Annotated in this window: 17 protein-coding genes; 3 read left to right on the top strand and 14 right to left on the bottom strand. The window is 73.0% G+C overall.

Annotated elements, in window-relative coordinates:
- Position 1: 1 nt before the first annotated feature.
- The 10 genes from AB0B29_RS28560 to AB0B29_RS28515 all read right to left on the bottom strand — a co-directional run bounded on the left by AB0B29_RS28560 (position 2) and on the right by AB0B29_RS28515 (position 8,442).
- Positions 2-337 (bottom strand): histone-like nucleoid-structuring protein Lsr2, encoded by a 336-nt coding sequence (locus AB0B29_RS28560; protein ID WP_352098736.1) that lies wholly within the window; start codon positions 335-337, stop codon positions 2-4.
- 262 nt (positions 338-599) lie between these two features.
- On the bottom strand, positions 600-1,133 hold the full coding sequence (locus tag AB0B29_RS28555; protein WP_031111859.1) for an amino-acid N-acetyltransferase: 534 nt from the start codon (positions 1,131-1,133) through the stop codon (positions 600-602).
- A 9-nt stretch (positions 1,134-1,142) separates the two neighbouring features.
- Positions 1,143-1,625, bottom strand: a complete 483-nt coding sequence (locus AB0B29_RS28550) for a BlaI/MecI/CopY family transcriptional regulator (protein ID WP_362244324.1) — start codon at positions 1,623-1,625, stop codon at positions 1,143-1,145.
- 146 nt (positions 1,626-1,771) lie between these two features.
- Entirely contained in the window at positions 1,772-1,960 is a 189-nt protein-coding gene (locus AB0B29_RS28545) for a hypothetical protein (RefSeq protein ID WP_362244323.1), read from the bottom strand.
- 18 nt (positions 1,961-1,978) lie between these two features.
- Positions 1,979-2,689 (bottom strand): hypothetical protein, encoded by a 711-nt coding sequence (locus AB0B29_RS28540; protein WP_362244322.1) that lies wholly within the window; start codon positions 2,687-2,689, stop codon positions 1,979-1,981.
- A 318-nt stretch (positions 2,690-3,007) separates the two neighbouring features.
- Positions 3,008-3,805: a type III pantothenate kinase gene (locus AB0B29_RS28535; RefSeq protein WP_362244321.1), complete on the bottom strand. Its 798-nt coding sequence runs from the start codon at positions 3,803-3,805 to the stop codon at positions 3,008-3,010.
- Between the two features lie 14 nt (positions 3,806-3,819).
- Positions 3,820-4,794 (bottom strand): carboxylating nicotinate-nucleotide diphosphorylase, encoded by a 975-nt coding sequence (nadC, locus tag AB0B29_RS28530; protein ID WP_362244320.1) that lies wholly within the window; start codon positions 4,792-4,794, stop codon positions 3,820-3,822.
- A 5-nt stretch (positions 4,795-4,799) separates the two neighbouring features.
- A complete protein-coding gene (locus AB0B29_RS28525; protein WP_362244319.1) occupies positions 4,800-6,509 on the bottom strand; it encodes an L-aspartate oxidase in 1,710 nt (569 codons plus the stop codon).
- The gene (gene panC, locus AB0B29_RS28520; protein WP_362244318.1) at positions 6,506-7,507 is read right to left on the bottom strand and encodes a pantoate--beta-alanine ligase; all 1,002 of its coding nucleotides are present in this window, start codon (positions 7,505-7,507) and stop codon (positions 6,506-6,508) included. The genes AB0B29_RS28525 and panC overlap by 4 nt, the downstream gene beginning before the upstream one ends.
- A complete protein-coding gene (locus AB0B29_RS28515) occupies positions 7,504-8,442 on the bottom strand; it encodes a Rossmann-like and DUF2520 domain-containing protein (protein WP_362244317.1) in 939 nt (312 codons plus the stop codon). Before AB0B29_RS28515 ends, panC begins: the two co-directional genes overlap by 4 nt.
- Positions 8,443-8,623: 181 nt before the next feature.
- On the opposite strand from AB0B29_RS28515, the gene AB0B29_RS28510 reads away from it, so the two are divergent.
- Positions 8,624-9,805 carry a threonine aldolase family protein gene (locus AB0B29_RS28510; protein WP_362244316.1) on the top strand — a complete coding sequence of 394 codons (1,182 nt, stop codon included), beginning with the start codon at positions 8,624-8,626 and terminating at the stop codon, positions 9,803-9,805.
- A gap of 78 nt (positions 9,806-9,883) precedes the next feature.
- On the opposite strand, the gene AB0B29_RS28505 is transcribed toward AB0B29_RS28510, so the two are convergent.
- Positions 9,884-10,084, bottom strand: a complete 201-nt coding sequence (locus tag AB0B29_RS28505) for a hypothetical protein (protein ID WP_362244315.1) — start codon at positions 10,082-10,084, stop codon at positions 9,884-9,886.
- 159 nt (positions 10,085-10,243) lie between these two features.
- Here AB0B29_RS28505 and AB0B29_RS28500 point away from each other — a divergent pair, with 159 nt between their 5' ends.
- Positions 10,244-11,350: a DUF5937 family protein gene (locus tag AB0B29_RS28500; protein WP_362244314.1), complete on the top strand. Its 1,107-nt coding sequence runs from the start codon at positions 10,244-10,246 to the stop codon at positions 11,348-11,350.
- Between the two features lie 81 nt (positions 11,351-11,431).
- Here AB0B29_RS28500 and AB0B29_RS28495 read toward each other — a convergent pair whose 3' ends face one another.
- Entirely contained in the window at positions 11,432-12,100 is a 669-nt protein-coding gene (locus tag AB0B29_RS28495) for a response regulator transcription factor (protein ID WP_362244313.1), read from the bottom strand.
- 88 nt (positions 12,101-12,188) lie between these two features.
- Positions 12,189-13,382, bottom strand: a complete 1,194-nt coding sequence (locus AB0B29_RS28490; RefSeq protein WP_362244312.1) for a sensor histidine kinase — start codon at positions 13,380-13,382, stop codon at positions 12,189-12,191.
- Between the two features lie 118 nt (positions 13,383-13,500).
- On the opposite strand from AB0B29_RS28490, the gene AB0B29_RS28485 reads away from it, so the two are divergent.
- Positions 13,501-14,577 (top strand): SAM-dependent methyltransferase, encoded by a 1,077-nt coding sequence (locus AB0B29_RS28485; protein ID WP_362244311.1) that lies wholly within the window; start codon positions 13,501-13,503, stop codon positions 14,575-14,577.
- Between the two features lie 72 nt (positions 14,578-14,649).
- Here AB0B29_RS28485 and AB0B29_RS28480 read toward each other — a convergent pair whose 3' ends face one another.
- On the bottom strand, positions 14,650-15,801 hold the full coding sequence (locus AB0B29_RS28480; protein ID WP_362244310.1) for an NADH-quinone oxidoreductase subunit D: 1,152 nt from the start codon (positions 15,799-15,801) through the stop codon (positions 14,650-14,652).
- Positions 15,802-15,816 lie beyond the last annotated feature (15 nt).

Genomic DNA, 15,816 nt, shown 5'->3' with positions numbered 1-15,816 from the left:
TTCAGCCGTTGGCCTTCTCGTAAGCCTCGCGGATGGTCGCGGGAACACGGCCGCGGTCGTTGACCTCGTAGCCGTTCTCCTTCGCCCAGGCGCGGATCGCCGCGGTGTCCTGGCTGCCGCTCGAAGCCGCGCGCGTCTTTCCGCGCCCGCCCGAAGCACGGCCTCCGGTACGACGACCGCCCTTCACGTAAGGCTCGAGAAGGCCACGGAGCTTGTCCGCATTGGAGGTGGTGAGATCGATCTCGTACGTCTTGCCGTCCAGCGCGAACGTCACGGTCTCGTCCGCCTCGCCACCGTCGAGGTCGTCGACAAGAAGGACCTGAACCTTCTGTGCCACCGGATTTCCTTTCATCGATATCTTCAGGGCCGGGGTGTGCCGGCGTCCGCCGTATCGCCGTCCCCCTGTTATATGCAGTACTGCAGTACCTCGGAAAGCAAACCGCTTTTGCCGGAAAAACACAAACCCCCGGGGGAGACCGGCAGCCCGGCCTCGGTCCGGAAACGTGCGCGTTTCGGACATAGGGCACCGGGGCAGGGGCGGCCCGCGGAATATGCCTTGACGAACCCGCCCGGCCCTTGCGACGACTAGCGCCGGACGATCACAGATGCAGAAGCATCCGGCTGTTGCCCAAGGTGTTCGGTTTCACTCGTTCGAGTCCCAGGAACTCCGCGACACCCTCGTCATAGGAACGCAGCAGCTCCGCGTAGACATCCGTGTCGACGGGTGTCTCACCGATCTCCACGAAGCCGTGCTTGGTGAAGAAGTCGACTTCGAAGGTCAGACAGAAAACCCGGCGAACACCGAGCCAGCGGGCGGTCTGCAGCAACTTCTCCAGCACCCGGTGCCCGACGCCCGCGCCCTTCAGGCCGGGCTTCACCGCGAGAGTGCGGACTTCCGCGAGGTCTTCCCACATCACGTGCAGCGCGCCGCAGCCGACGACCTCGGCGTTGTCGTCCCGTTCCGCGACCCAGAACTCCTGGATGTCCTCGTAAAGCGTCACCGTCGCTTTGTCGAGCAGGATGCGGCCGCGCACGTAGGCGTCGAGGAGGCCGCGCACGGCCGGGACATCGCTGGTGCGGGCCCGCCGGACGGTGATGGCTTTTGCGGTGGCTTCGGGGCTCTTCGCGGACATGGCGGGACGCTATCGCCCGCCGGGGCCCTGAGCGGAGGCGGGGTTCTCCTCGGGGCCTTCCCCACGTTCCGGCCGTTCGGCCCGTTCGGCCCGTTCCGCGGATTCCGACGGTTCGGTCGGTTCCTGGGTTTCCGGTCCCTGCACGATCCGTACGGCATCACTGAGAGACTGCCGTTGTTCCTCGCTCATCATGCCGAAGAAGGCGACGAGAGCGGCGGCGGGGTTGTCGCTCTGCGACCAGGCGTCGTTCATCAGGGCGGCTGCGTAGGCGGCGCGGGTGGAGACCGCCTCATATCGATAGGCACGGCCTTCCGCCTCGCGGCGCACCCAGCCCTTCTGATGGAGATTGTCCAAAACGGTCATCACGGTGGTGTACGCGATGGACCGCTCCTTCTGAAGATCTTCCAGGACTTCTCGAACGGTCACCGGGCGGTTCCACTTCCACACCCGCGACATGACCGCGTCTTCGAGTTCTCCCAATGGGCGAGGCACAGCTCAGAACAATAGTGGGAGATCCCGGTAATGGCGTGGCGGACGTGCGTTTCACCGGCGAACGTGAACAAAAAGGGCGTACGGCTCGAAGGTGCGGGCGCCGCGGGGTGCGGGTCCGCCGAGTCGTACGCCCTCGGGGGTGTGGGTCAGGCGTCGGTCTTCGAAGGGGCCGCGCCGGGCTGGCGGGCGCCCTCCACGCGCGCGAGGGCGGCGTCCACGGCCGCGTCCTCCTTGGCCTTGTTGGCGCCGCCCTGGGTCTTCACGATCACCCGGATCACGCCGATGAAGAAGACGGCCATGACGGCCGGGGGCAGCAGCGCGGAGACGTAGTCCATGGACCCAGGGTAGCCACGTCAGCCCGCGGCGAGCTGCTGGGGGTTCGCGGGTGGCGGCGGGGCCGGCTTGCGGCGTGGGAAGACCTCGCCCGGGGTGGGGATCGGGCGGGAGGGCTTCGGGGTGCTGCCGGGGGTCGGGGCCGGGGCGGGCTTGGGGGGTGCCGGCTTGCGCGTGGGCTTCTTCTCGGGCTGCTTCTCCGGGCCGTCCGCGGCGGCGTCTTCGGAAACGTCTTCGGGGGCGCGGCGGCCGCCCGGGATGGCCAGGAGACGGGAGCGGGAGGGGGTGCGTGAGCGGGAGCCGGGGACGACAGCCGCGGCCGGGGCGGGCGCGGCCGGCATGGGGGCGGGCGCGTCTGCCCTGGGGGCGGGCGTGCAGCGGTCCAGGAGGGCCGCGGCTGCGGGGTGGCCGCGCAGGGCGTGCAGGGCGGCCAGGTCGTCGGGGAGGGGGCGGTAACCGGTCCCCAGGGCCTCGTCCAGGAGCGCGAGGTAGCCGGCGGCGGTGCCGGGGAGGGCGGCGCGGTACCGGCCCAGGTCGGCCACGAGGAAGGCACGCAGCCTGGCCCCTTCCCGCAGCGCCTCGTCGAGCGACTCTGCGAGACGGAGACAGTCCTGGACGTCGTCGGCCGAGGCGGGGGTGGGGTGGAGGGCGAGGGCGAGAGCGCGGCGGAGCACACGCAGCTCCTCCACGCCGAACGCCATGCCGCCGCGGGATCCGTATGGCGTGGGCATGCGGCGACGATACGCGCTAATCAGACAAATTGCGCATAGGGGGTGGGTGTGGCGCGGGGGACCACTCGGGTGGGCGGGGTGAGCACAGCGGCTGCGGGTTGGGTGGTGGGCCGGGGCCAGGGCCGGGTGCGGGTGCGCGTCCTCGCCTGGCGCCGGGTGGGGGGGGTGGGCGTTCTCTCCTGGCGCCGGGGGTGGGGCGGGGCCGCGCCGGGCGAGGGGGGTCCCCCTGCTCGAGCGAAGCCGAGCAGGGGGGAGGGTGGGCGCAGCGGCATCCCGTTCCGCCGGGTTGCGGACCCCTGCGGCAACGCCGGGCGCGGCTCACATGCGGGACACGTTGCGCTCGTACACCAGGCGCAGGCCCATCAGCGTCAGCCACGGTTCGTGCTCGTCGATGACCGACGACTCGCCCAGCACCATCGGCGCCAGCCCGCCCGTCGCGATGACCGTGACGTCGTCGGGGTCCTCCGACAGCTCGCGGGCCATGCGGTTGACGACGCCGTCGACCTGGCCGGCGAAGCCGTAGATGATGCCCGACTGCATCGCCTCGACCGTGTTCTTGCCGATGATGCTGCGCGGCCGGGCCACCTCGATCTTGCGGAGCTGGGCGCCGCGGACGCCGAGGGCCTCGACGGAGATCTCGATGCCGGGGGCGATGACCCCGCCGACGTACTCGCCGCGCGCGCTCACCGCGTCGAACGTCGTCGCCGTGCCGAAGTCGACGACGATGGCCGGGCCGCCGTAGAGCTCGACGGCGGCGACCGCGTTGATGATGCGGTCCGCGCCGACCTCCTTGGGGTTGTCCGTGAGGATCGGGACGCCCGTCTTGACGCCCGGTTCGACGAGGATCGCGGGCACGTCACCGTAGTAGCGGCGGGTCACCTCGCGGAGCTCGTGCAGCACCGAGGGTACGGTCGCGCAGATGGCGATGCCGTCGATGCCGTCGCCCAGTTCGTCGCCGAGCAGCGGGTGCATGCCCATCAGGCCCTGGAGCAGGACCGCCAGTTCGTCGGCGGTGCGGCGCGCGTCCGTGGAGATGCGCCAGTGTTCGACGATCTCGTCGCCGTCGAACAGGCCGAGGACGGTGTGGGTGTTTCCTACGTCGATCGTCAGCAGCATGGCCCGTACCGCCCCTACTCCGCCGGCCGCAGGTCCAGGCCGATGTCCAGGATCGGCGAGGAGTGGGTGAGGGCTCCGACGGCGAGGTAGTCGACGCCGGTGTCCGCGTACGCCTTGGCGTTGTCGAGCGTGAGGCGGCCGGAGGCCTCCAGGGCGGCCCGGCCCTGGACGATCCCGACGGCCTCGGCGCACTCGGCCGGCGTGAAGTTGTCCAGCAGGATCAGGTCGGCGCCGGCGTCCAGGACCTCGCGGAGCTGGTCCAGGGTGTCGACCTCGACCTCGATGGGCACGTCCGGGAAGCGTTCGCGCACCGCCTGGAAGGCCTGGGCGACACCGCCCGCGGCGACCACGTGGTTGTCCTTGACGAGGGCCGCGTCCGAGAGGGACATGCGGTGGTTGACGCCGCCACCGCAGCGGACCGCGTACTTCTCGAGGCTGCGCAGGCCGGGGGTCGTCTTGCGGGTGTCGCGGACCTTCGCCTTGGTCCCGTCGAGCGCGTCCGCCCACGCGCGCGTGGCCGTCGCGACGCCCGACAGGCGGCACAGGATGTTCAGCGCGCTGCGCTCCGCCGTGAGGAGGTCGCGGGTGCGGGTGGTGACGGAGAGGAGCTTCTGGCCGGCTTCGACGCGGTCGCCGTCCTCGGCGTGGCGCTCGATCTCCAGCTCCTCCTCGCAGACCACCGAGATGACCGCCTCGGCGACGCGCAGGCCGGCCACCGTGCCGGCCTCGCGTGCGGTGAAGTCGGCCGTGGCCACCGCGTCCTCGGGGATGGTCGCCACCGTCGTCACGTCCACGCCGTGGGCCAGGTCCTCCTGGAGGGCCACGTTGGCGATGTCCTCGACCTCGACGGGGTCGAGGCCGGCGTCGGCCAGGAGCTGGGCGAGTGCGGGGTCCAGGCCGCACTCCAGGTACGCCTCGTCGTCCGCGCCGCAGGCGCAGCCGTCCGAGCAGCCTCCGGAGGAGGCGAGGGGAAGGTCGGGGGTGCTCACGTCGGTCACTGCTCCTGGAGGGCCTGGGTCGGGAGGGTCGGAGGGAAGTCTGTGGTGTCCGTGGTGTGCACGGCCAGCGTGCGGTCCGGATTCAGGGTGACGACGATGTGGCGCCGCCAGGCGGTGTCGTCGCGCTCGGGGTGGTCCTCGCGCCAGTGGCAGCCCCGGGTCTCCTCCCGCAACAGCGCGGCGGCGACCAGCGCGCGGGCCACGCACAGCAGGTTGGTGGCCTCCCAGGTGGCGACGCCGGCCTCGGCCGTCCTGCCGTTCTCGGCGAGGGCCTCCCGGGCGTCGGTGTGCAGCCGCTGGAGCTGGTCGGCGGCCTTGGCGAGGGAGCCGGCCGAGCGCAGCACGCCCGCGCCGCCCGTCATGATCCGCTGGATCGCGAAGCGGGCCTGAGGGGTCTGCAGGGGGTGCTCGGGGACCTCCGGGTGCTCGACCGGCTGGGGCACGCGCGTGTGGAGGCCGTTCGCCGCGATGTCGGCCGCGATGCGCTCGGCGTAGACCAGGCCTTCGAGCAGGGAGTTGGACGCCAGGCGGTTGGCTCCGTGCACGCCGGTGCAGGCGACCTCGCCGCACGCGTAGAGGCCCGGGACGGTCGTACGGCCGTGGGAGTCGGTGCGGACGCCGCCGGAGGCGTAGTGGGCTGCCGGGGCGACCGGGACGGGGGCGGTGACCGGGTCGATGCCGTGGGCGCGGCAGGCGGCCAGGATCGTCGGGAAGCGGTGCTCCCACATCTCGGCCCCGAAGTGCCGGCCGTCGAGGTACATGTGCTCGGCGTCCTGCTCCTGCATGCGGCGCAGGATGCCCTTGGCGACGATGTCGCGGGGGGCCAGTTCGGCGAGTTCGTGCTGTCCGACCATGAAGCGCACGCCGTCGGCGTCGATCAGGTGGGCGCCCTCGCCGCGCACGGCCTCGGAGACCAGGGGCTGCTGGCCCTCCGCGTCCGGGCCGAGGAACAGCACGGTCGGGTGGAACTGGACGAACTCCAGGTCGCTGACCTCCGCGCCGGCCCGCAGCGCGAGCGCCACGCCGTCGCCGGTGGACACCGACGGGTTGGTGGTCGCGGAGAAGACCTGGCCCATGCCGCCGGTCGCGAGGACCACGTTGGGGGCGTGGACGGCCCCGACGCCGTCGTGCCGGCCCTCCCCCATGACGTGCAGGGTCACGCCGGCGGTGCGGCCCTCCGCGTCCGTGAGGAGGTCCAGGACGAGCGCGTTCTCGACGGTGCGCATGCCCCGCGCGCGGACTGCCTCGACCAGGGCACGGGAGATCTCCGCGCCGGTGGCGTCACCGCCGGCGTGGGCGATGCGACGGCGGTGGTGGCCGCCCTCGCGGGTCAGTTCCAGGTCGCCCTCGGAGGACTCGTCGAACCGGGCGCCGGTCTCGATGAGGCGGCGTACGGCGTCGGGGCCCTCGGTGACCAGGAGGCGGACGGCGTCCTCGTCGCAGAGGCCGACGCCCGCGACCAGGGTGTCGTCGAGGTGCTGCTCGGGGGTGTCGCCCTCGCCGAGGGCCGCCGCGATGCCGCCCTGGGCCCAGCGGGTGGAGCCGTCGTCGAGGCGGGCCTTGGTGACGACGACCGTGTGCAGGCCGGCCGCCTCGCAGCGCAGGGCAGCGGTCAGGCCGGCGACACCGGAGCCGACGACGACCACGTCCGCGGAGATGGACCACCCGGGGGCGGGCGCGTGCAGTCGTATGCCTGTGGTGGTCACGAGGCGGCTCCGAAGCGTGTGAAGGTGAGCGGGACGTTGTCGATCAGCCGGGTCGCCCCGACCCGGGCGGCGACGGCGAGGATCGCGTCGCCGGTGAAGTCGTCCTCGATCTCGGTGAAGTCGGACGGGTCCACCAGGGCGAGGTAGTCCAGCGCGAGCGGCGGTTCGAGGCGGGCGGCCTCGTCCAGGACCTGCCGGGCGGCGGCGCGGACGGCCGACGGGCCGCCGGGGACGGCCGTCGCCACGGCGTGCGCGTCGGCCGCCGCACGGGACTCCCCTATGGCGCTGAGCGCCTCGGCACGCGCGCGCGTGGCGGGAACCTCGCGCGCCCTGGCCCGCAGCGCCTCCTGTGCGGCGTGCCGGTCCTGGCCCGCGAACAGGGCGCCGGACAGGGCGAGGGCGGTGCGCCGCTCGGCGGCCGACAGGTAGCGGTTGCGGCTGGACAGGGCCAGGCCGTCCTCCTCGCGGACGGTGGGCACGCCGACGATCTCCACGCCGAAGTTCAGGTCCCGCACCATGCGGCGGATCAGCGCGAGCTGCTGGGCGTCCTTCTGCCCGTACAGGGCGACGTCGGGCCGGGTGAGGTGCAGCAGCTTGGCGACGACGGTGAGCATGCCGTCGAAGTGGCCGGGGCGGGAGGAGCCCTCCAGGCGCTCGCCCATGGGGCCCGCGGTGATGCGGACCTGGGGCTCGCCGCCCGGGTAGACCTCGTCCACGGCGGGGGCGAACACGACGTCCGCGCCCGACCGTCCGGCGAGTTCGACGTCGGCGTCCAGGGTGCGCGGGTAGCGGTCGAGGTCCTCGCCCTGGCCGAACTGGAGCGGGTTGACGAAGACGGTGACGACGACCTCGCCGTCCGGCCCGGCGAGGGTGCGCGCGGTACGGATCAGCGTGGCGTGGCCCTCGTGCAGGGCGCCCATGGTCATCACCACGGCGCGGCGGCCCGTACGCGCGCGTGCGTGCAGCTCGCCGGCGGTGCTGAGCAGGGTGGTGGTCATCGGGCGTCCCTTTCGGTGCCGTCGGTGCCGTCGGTCCCGTGGGCGAGTACCCCGAGGAGGTCCTCGGCCAGTTCCGGCTTCAGCAGGCCGTGGGCCAGGGCCCGGTCGGCGGTCGCGCGGGCCATCGCCAGGTAGCCGTCGACCGCCTGGGGTGCGTGCCGGCGCAGCTCGGCGACATGCGCGGCGACCGTGCCCGCGTCGCCGCGCGCGACCGGGCCGGTGAGGGCCGCGTCGCCGGAGCGCAGGGCGTTGTCCAGGGCCGCGCCGAGCAGCGGGCCGAGCATCCGGTCGGGTGCCGTGACGCCGGCGGCGCTCAGCAGCTCCATGGACTGGGCGACCAGTGTGACCAGGTGGTTGGCGCCCAGGGCGAGCGCGGCGTGGTAGAGCGGCCGGTTCTCCTCGGCGATCCACTCCGGCTCGCCGCCCATCTCGATGACCAGGGCCTCGGCGGCCAGGCGCAGCTCTTCGGGGGCGGTGACGCCGAAGGAGCAGCCGGCCAGCCGCTGGACGTCCACGGGCGTGCCCGTGAAGGTCATCGCGGGGTGCAGGGCGAGCGGCAGGGCGCCCGCGCGCAGGGCAGGGTCGAGGACCCGCGCCCCGTACCGCCCCGAGGTGTGTGCGAGGAGCTGCCCCGGCCGGACGGATCCGGTGTCGGCGAGGCCGGTGACGAGGTCGGGCAGGGCGTCGTCGGGGACGGTCAGCAGCACCAGGTCGGCCCGCTTCAGGACCTCGGCGGGCGGCATCACCGGCACGTCGGGCAGCAGGTGCGCGGCGCGGCGCCGGGAGGCGTCCGAGACGGCGGAGACGGCGACCGGGCGGTGCCCGGCGAGCTGCAGGGACGCGGCGAGCGCGGGCCCTACACGGCCGGCGCCGACGACGCCGACGGTGAGCCGCGCGGGGCGGTCCTTGGGGTCTGGCTGTGGGGTTGTGTTCACTCGACGGCGGCCTTCCCGTTCCAGTCCGCTCCGGGTACCGGACGATTTCTCGTCATGTTAACGCGATCGGTTCGAGGGGCGTTCGGTCGTCCACAGGCTGTGCATGCCCGTGCGGCGTTCCCCCGACGGCGTCCGGAAATGCGGATGCCCCGCCGCCCGCGCGCGGGGCAGGATCCGGGGCATGACCGACACGGCGGAAAGCGACGACCAGCTGACGGACGAGACCCGGGGCGCACGGCTGCGCGAGCGGCGGCTGGCCGCCCATCACGGGGCCCGGCGCGTCTTCGCGCGCTTCGGCTTCCACCAGACCCTCCGGGAGCGCCTGGCGCTGCTGGAGGAGGCGGCGGCCGTCCACGACCTCGACCAGTTGTCCGACGTGTACGGCGACGGCGTCGTCGAGGCGTTGGAGACGAAGGTCGCGGGGCTGCTCGGTACCGAGGCCGCCGCTTTCTTCCCGACGGGCACGATGGCCCAGCAGGTGGCCCTGCGCTGCTGGGCCGGCCGCACCGGGAACCCGACCGTCGCCCTGCACGCGCTCAGCCATCCCGAGGTGCACGAGCGGAACGCGTTCAGCGAGGTCGGCCGGCTGCGCCCGGTGCGGCTGACGAGCGAGCCGCGGCTGCCGACCGCCGACGAGGTGCGCGACTTCGAGGAGCCCTTCGGGGCGCTGATGCTGGAACTTCCCCTCAGGGACGCCGGTTTCGTGCTGCCCTCCTGGGAGGAACTCACCGCGGTCGTCGAGGCCGCGCGGGAACGGGACGCGGTGGTGCACTTCGACGGGGCCCGCCTGTGGGAGTCCACCCTCCACTTCGGCCGCCCGCTGGTGGAGATCGCTCGCCTGGCCGACAGCGTCTACGTGTCGTTCTACAAGTCCCTGGAGGCGTTCGGCGGCGCGGCACTCGCCGGCCCCGAGGAGCTCGTCGAGGAGGCGAAGACCTGGCGGCACCGGTACGGCGGGATGGTCTTCCAGCAGTTCCCCACGGTGCTGTCGGCGCTGGTCGGGCTGGAGCGGCAGCTTCCCAGGCTGCCGGAGTACGTCGTCCACGCGCGCGTGGTGGCCGCCGCGATGCGCGAGGCGTTCGCGGCGGCCGGGGTGCCGTGGGCGCGGGTGCACCCGGAGGTGCCGCACACCCATGACTTCCAGGTGTGGCTGCCGTACGAGCCGGACGTCCTCGGGGAGGCGGCGGTCCGCATGGCCGAGGAGACGGGCGTCGTCCTGTTCGGCAACGGCTGGGACCGGGGCGGTCCCGGGCTGGCGCTCACGGAGGTGCATGTGCGGGCCGACGGGCTGGAGTGGAGTGCCGAGGACGTGAAGGCGGCGGTGGCGGACTTCGTGGCCCGCCTGCCGGAGCAGGTCAGGTAGGGCGCCGCCACCGCGCCAGGGCGTCCCGGAGCAGGTCAGGTCGGGCGCCGCCACCGCGCCAAGGCGTGCCGGAGCAGGTCAGGTCGGGCGCCGCCACCGCGCCAGGGCGTCCCGGAGCCGGTGGCGGACCGGGCGGACCGCGAGGGCGGCACGGAAGTGCCGTTCGTCGCGCCACTCCCGCACGACCCTCCAGTCGTCGGTGCCGGGGGCGGGCGGACCGGGCTCGCCGAGGGACCGGGCGCGGTAGCTGTCGAGGAGGTACTGCTGCGTGATGCTCATGGTGAATCGCCTCTGCGGGACGGAGTGATGGGGGTCCGAAGGCTCCGCGGCTGCCCCGGTGGTCCCACCGTGCGTCCCAACCGGGAACGGCGTCGCGTCGATTGACCGGGCTCGTCAATCGACGGGGGCGTTGTCGGTGGCCGGGTGCACCATGAGGGCATGAGCGTGCACATCGACATCGAGGGGCTGCGGCCCGAGGCGGTCGCCGTCGTACCGTCGCCCCTGGCCGAGCTGGGCATGGCCCTGCACGCGCTGTCCGAACCGGCGCACCACCCGGGCCTGCAGGGCTGGGTGACGGGGGTGACGGCCCGGCTCGACCCGCATCTGGCCGACCGGATGTGCGAGGCGGACTTCCTGTGGCGCACGACGTTCTCGGACCTGTTCCTGCCCTGGGCGGGCCTTCCGGACCGGCGCACGCTCCCGGGCGCGACCCTCGCCGAGGAGCTGGACCAGCTCGACAAGCTGTCCGACGAGCAGTTCGTGGACGCGGCACTGGAGTTCACCTGTGGCACCGGCTACGGCGAGGGCTCGAAGGCGGCGCTGACCGACCCGGAGACGCACCGCCGCGCCCTGGAGCTGGCCGCCGCGCGCGGGCCGCGGCAACTGCACTTCGGTGAGCGGCTGCTGGCGGACCCGCCCGGGATCCGGGCCTGGCTGCGGCAGTTCCTGCGGGACTGCGACGAGGCCTTCTTCGCGGAGGCCTGGTCCCGGCTGCGCCACCAGCTCGCGGCCGACGCCCGGCACAAGACGGACCTGCTGCGGCGCAAGGGCCTGGCCGAGGGGCTGGCCGCGGTGTCGCCGGCGATCACGCTCGACGCGGCCGGCACCCGGATCACGGTCGACAAGCTGGGCGACGGCCGTACGGCCACGGGCGACGGCGGCCTGCTGCTCGTCCCGACGAGTCTCGGCTGGCCGCATCTGATGGTCCTGCACCGGTACGGCTGGCAGCCGGTGCTGCACTACCCGGTCGGCTCCCCGGAGCTCGCCGCACCGCAGACGGTCGAACAGCTGGCCCTGCGGATGACCGCGCTGTCCCATCCGGTGCGGATGCGCATGTGCCGCCATCTGGCGCGCAGCGCGCACACCACCAGCGAGCTGGCGCGGGTGCTCGGCATGACGGCCCCCGAGATATCCCGGCATCTGGCCGTGCTGAAGAAGGCGGGCCTGATCACCACCCGCCGCCGCGGCCGCTACGTGCTGCACCAGCTGGACGTGACGGTGGTGGCCCGGCTCGGCAGCGAGTTCCTGGAAGGGATTCTCAGGTGACCGTCCCGCGCCGACGGATCAGCGTCCCCCGCCGGCGGATCAGCGCGGTGGGGTCACCGTCGTCGCGTCGGCACAGCCGGGTCAGCCGTGGCCGCCGGCCCGTACCAGTCCCGTCTCGTAGGCGAGCACCACGACCTGCACCCGGTCCCTGAGCCCGAGCTTGGTCAGGATGCGGCCCACGTGCGTCTTCACGGTCGCCTCGGACAGCACCAGCCGCGCCGCGATCTCGCCGTTGGACAGGCCCTGCGCGACCAGCACCATGACCTCGCGCTCGCGGTCGGTGAGCCGCTCGAGCTCCTTGTGCCGGGGCTGCTGGGTGCCCGGCAGCATCGGTGCGAAGCGGTCCAGCAGCCGCCGGGTGGTGGAGGGCGCGACGACCGCGTCCCCGCTGTGCACGGCCCTGATCGCGGTCAGCAGCTCGGCCGGCGGGACGTCCTTGAGCATGAAGCCGGAGGCGCCCGCCTTCAGCCCGGAGAAGGCGTACTCGTCGAGGTCGAAGGTGGTCAGGATGAGCACCTTCGGCGGGTCGGTCTCCGCACAGATCCGGCGGGTCGTCTCCACCCCGTCGAGCTTGGGCATGCGGACGTCCATCAGCACCACGTCGACCTCGGTCGTCCGCAGTTCCTGGAGGGCCTCGACGCCGTCGCCCGCCTCCGCCACGACCTCCATGTCGGGCTGGGCGGCGAGCACCATCCGGAACCCGGTCCGCAGCAGCACCTGGTCGTCGACGAGCATCACGCGGATCGTCATCGGGCCTCTTCCATGTCGGGTCGTCTCGGGGGCGTCACAGGGGTCGTCACAGGTCGTTACAGGTGTCAGCGAGGGGCGTGCGGCGCTGTCAGTGCGCGGGTTTGAGCGGCAGCAGGGCACTGATGCGGAATCCTCCGCCCGGGCGCGGGCCCGCGTCCAGGGTGCCGCCGACCATACCGACCCGCTCGCGCATGCCGATCAGTCCATGCCCCTGTCCGTCGAAGCCGCCCTCCTCGTACAGCTCGTGCGGGGCACCCTTGCCGTCGTCCTCGACGAGCAGGCCGAGACCGTCGTCGAAGTAGACCAGCCGCACGCTCGCGCCCGCGTTGGGCCCGCCGTGCTTGCGGGTGTTGGTGAGCGCCTCCTGCACGATGCGGTAGGCGGTGAGCTCGACGCCGCTGGGCAGCGGCCGGGGCGTGCCCTCGATCTTGAAGTCGACGGGCAGTCCGTGTCCGCGGCACTGCTCGACGAGGTCCTCGATCTGCTGGACGTCGGGCTGCGGCACGTACTCGCCGGCCTCCTGGTGCTCACCGGTGCGCAGCACGCCGAGCAGGCGGCGCATCTCGGCGAGGGCCTGGCGGCCGGTGGAGGAGATGGTCTCCAGGGCCTTCTTCGCCTGCTCGGGCGCGGCGTCCAGGACGTAGGCGGCGCCGTCGGCCTGAACCACCATCACCGAGACGTTGTGCGCGACGACGTCGTGCAACTCGCGTGCGATCCGGGCCCGTTCGGCGGCGACCGCGACCTTGGACTGTGCCTCGCGCTCCTTCTCCAGGCGGGCGGCCCTCTCCTCCAGCTGGGCGAAGTAGGCGCGGCGGGTGCGGATGGAGTCGCCGAGCACCCAGGCGAGGGCGAAGGGGACGGTCTGGAGGACCGCCAGGGCGATGTCGCCCGCGATCCCCGTCTGCTCGTTCGACCAGCGCAGCTGTGCCAGGGGGGCCGCGCACAGGCCGGCGACCAGCGCGAAGCGGGAGGCCCAGCGGGCCCCTTCCACCGCGACGGTGTAGACGATCACCAGCATGGCGAAGTCGGCGGGCAGGATCGCGACGTCGGCGACCAGCTGGGCCACGCCGACCGCCGCCGCGAGCAGCAGCATCTTCTCCGGCATCCGGCGGCGCAACGCGACCACCAGGCTCAGCAGCACCGTGATCGGAACGACCACGGACCAGGGGCCGATCCGCTCGCCCGCCGCCCCGCCCAGCACCGAAATCCCGAGGAGAACGACGGCCCAGGTGCCGTCGACCCACGTCGGGTGCCTGCGGAGGAAGTCATAGAGGCGCTGCACGTCACCCAGCGTAGGCAAGCGCGATAGGTGCAGGGGTCAACCGGAGGGCCGATCCGCACCGGGCGCGCGTACTCCGCAAGGTGGAGTTGCGTTCGTTGTGTCCACATAGCCTGGCCCGGTGACGGCAGGGACGAGGAACGAGCGGAATGAGTGGCGCGAGTGGCGCGGGTGGCGTGCGGCGGCGCAGGACGCTCTGTACGCGCCGGGGGGCTTCTACCGGCGCGCGGAGGGTCCGGCCGGGCATTTCCGGACGTCCGTGCATGCGTCGCCGCTGTTCGCGGGGGCCGTGGCCCGGCTGCTGTGCCGGGTCGACGAGGCGCTGGGGCGGCCCGCGGTGCTGGACTTCGTCGACATGGCGGCCGGGCGGGGTGAGCTGACGGGCGGGGTGCTCGCCGCGCTCCCCGCCGACGTGGCGGCACGTACGCGCGCGTACGCCGTCGAGATCGCCGAGCGGCCCGCGGGGCTCGATCACCGGATCGAGTGGCTGGCCGCGCCCCCGGAGGGGACGACCGGGCTGCTGTTCGCCAACGAGTGGCTGGACAACATGCCCGTGGAGGTCGTGGAGGTGGATGCCGGGGGTGTCGCCCGGCTGGTCATGGTCCGCGAGGACGGGACCGAGCGGCTCGGGGAGCCGGTGGGCGGGGCGTCGGCGCGGTGGCTGGAGCGGTGGTGGCCGCTGCCCGGCGAGGAGGGGCTGCGTGCCGAGGTCGGTCTGCCCCGGGACGAGGCCTGGGCCGGGGCGGTCGCGACGCTGCGGCGGGGGCTCGCCGTGGCCGTGGACTACGCGCACACGGCAGCCACCCGCCCGCCGTTCGGCACGCTCACCGGGTTCCGGGAGGGCCGCGAGACCACCCCCGTCCCGGACGGCTCCTGCGACCTCACGGCCCATGTCGCCCTGGACGCGTGCGCGCTGCCCGGCGGACGCGTGCTCCCCCAGCGTGAGGCACTGCACGCCCTCGGCGTGACCGGCGCACGCCCCGGGCTCGCGCTGGCCTCCGCCGACCCCGCCGCCTACGTACACGCCCTCGCGAGCGCCGGTGAGGCCGCCGAGCTCACCGCGCCGGGCGGGCTGGGCGACTTCGGCTGGCTGGTGCAGCCCGTGGGCGTCGAGGACCCCTTCCGGGCGCTGTGCGAGGACTCCCGCGAGGCACGGCCGGAAGACCCCCGCGAGGCACGGCCCGAAGACCCTCGCTAGGCGCGGCCCGAAGAGGCCCGCTGGGCGCGGCCCGAAGAGGCCCCCTCCGGGCGCGACGGGAGGGCCCCTGCGCTATTTGTCGATGTCCCCGACCACGAAGAACATCGACCCCAGGATCGCCACCATGTCCGCGACCAGCGTCCCCGGCAGCAGCTCCGTCAGCGCCTGGATGTTGTTGTACGACGCCGAGCGCAGCTTCAGCCGGTACGGGGTCTTCTCGCCCTTGCTGACGAGGTAGTAGCCGTTGATGCCGAGCGGGTTCTCGGTCCAGGCGTACGTGTGTCCCTCGGGCGCCTTCAGGACCTTCGGGAGCCGCTGGTTGACCGGCCCGGGCGGCAGCTCGGCCAGCCGGTCGAGGCACGCGTCGGCCAGGTCCAGCGCATTGTGCGTCTGCTCCAGGAGGCACTCGAAACGGGCGAGGCAGTCGCCCTCCTGCCGGGTGACCACCTTCAGGACGTCGGCCAGCTCGCCGTAGGCGAGGTACGGCTCGTCCCGGCGCAGGTCGAAGTCGACGCCCGAGGCCCGCCCGATCGGCCCGCTCACCCCGTACGCGTGCACGGCCTCTGCGGTGAGGGTGCCGACGCCCCGGGTCCGGCCCCGGAAGATCTCGTTGCCGAGCACCAGGTCGTCGAAGCGGTCCATCCGGGAGCGCACGTCGGCGACGGAGGCACGCGCGCGCGTGGTCCACCCGGCCGGCAGGTCCTCCTTGAGGCCGCCGACGCGGTTGAACATGTAGTGCATGCGCCCGCCGGAGATCTCCTCCATGACGTGCTGGAGCTCCTCGCGCTCCCGGAAGGCGTAGAAGATCGGCGTGATCCCGCCGAGTTCCAGCGGGTACGAGCCGAGGAACATCAGGTGGTTGAGCACCCGGTTCAGCTCGGCGAGCAGCGTGCGCAGCCACACCGCGCGCTCGGGCACCTCCATGCCGAGCATCCGCTCCACGGCGAGGACCACGCCCAGCTCGTTGGAGAACGCCGACAGCCAGTCGTGCCGGTTGGCGAGCATGATGATCTGGCGGTAGTCGCGCGCCTCGAACAGCTTCTCGGCGCCGCGGTGCATGTAGCCGATCACCGGCTCCGCGCTCCTGATGCGCTCGCCGTCCAGGACGAGCTTCAGCCGCAGCACGCCATGGGTGGACGGGTGCTGCGGCCCGATGTTGAGCACCATGTCGGTGCTCTCCGCGGCGCCGCCGATTCCGACCATGGTCTCCGTCGTAGGAGTCATGAACACAGTCTCTCC

The sequence above is a fragment of the Streptomyces tibetensis genome, from assembly GCF_040647715.1.
Lineage (GTDB): Bacteria > Actinomycetota > Actinomycetes > Streptomycetales > Streptomycetaceae > Streptomyces > Streptomyces tibetensis_A.
Note: the sequence above shows the minus strand (reverse complement) of the source record. Positions and strands in the feature narration are given on the sequence as shown.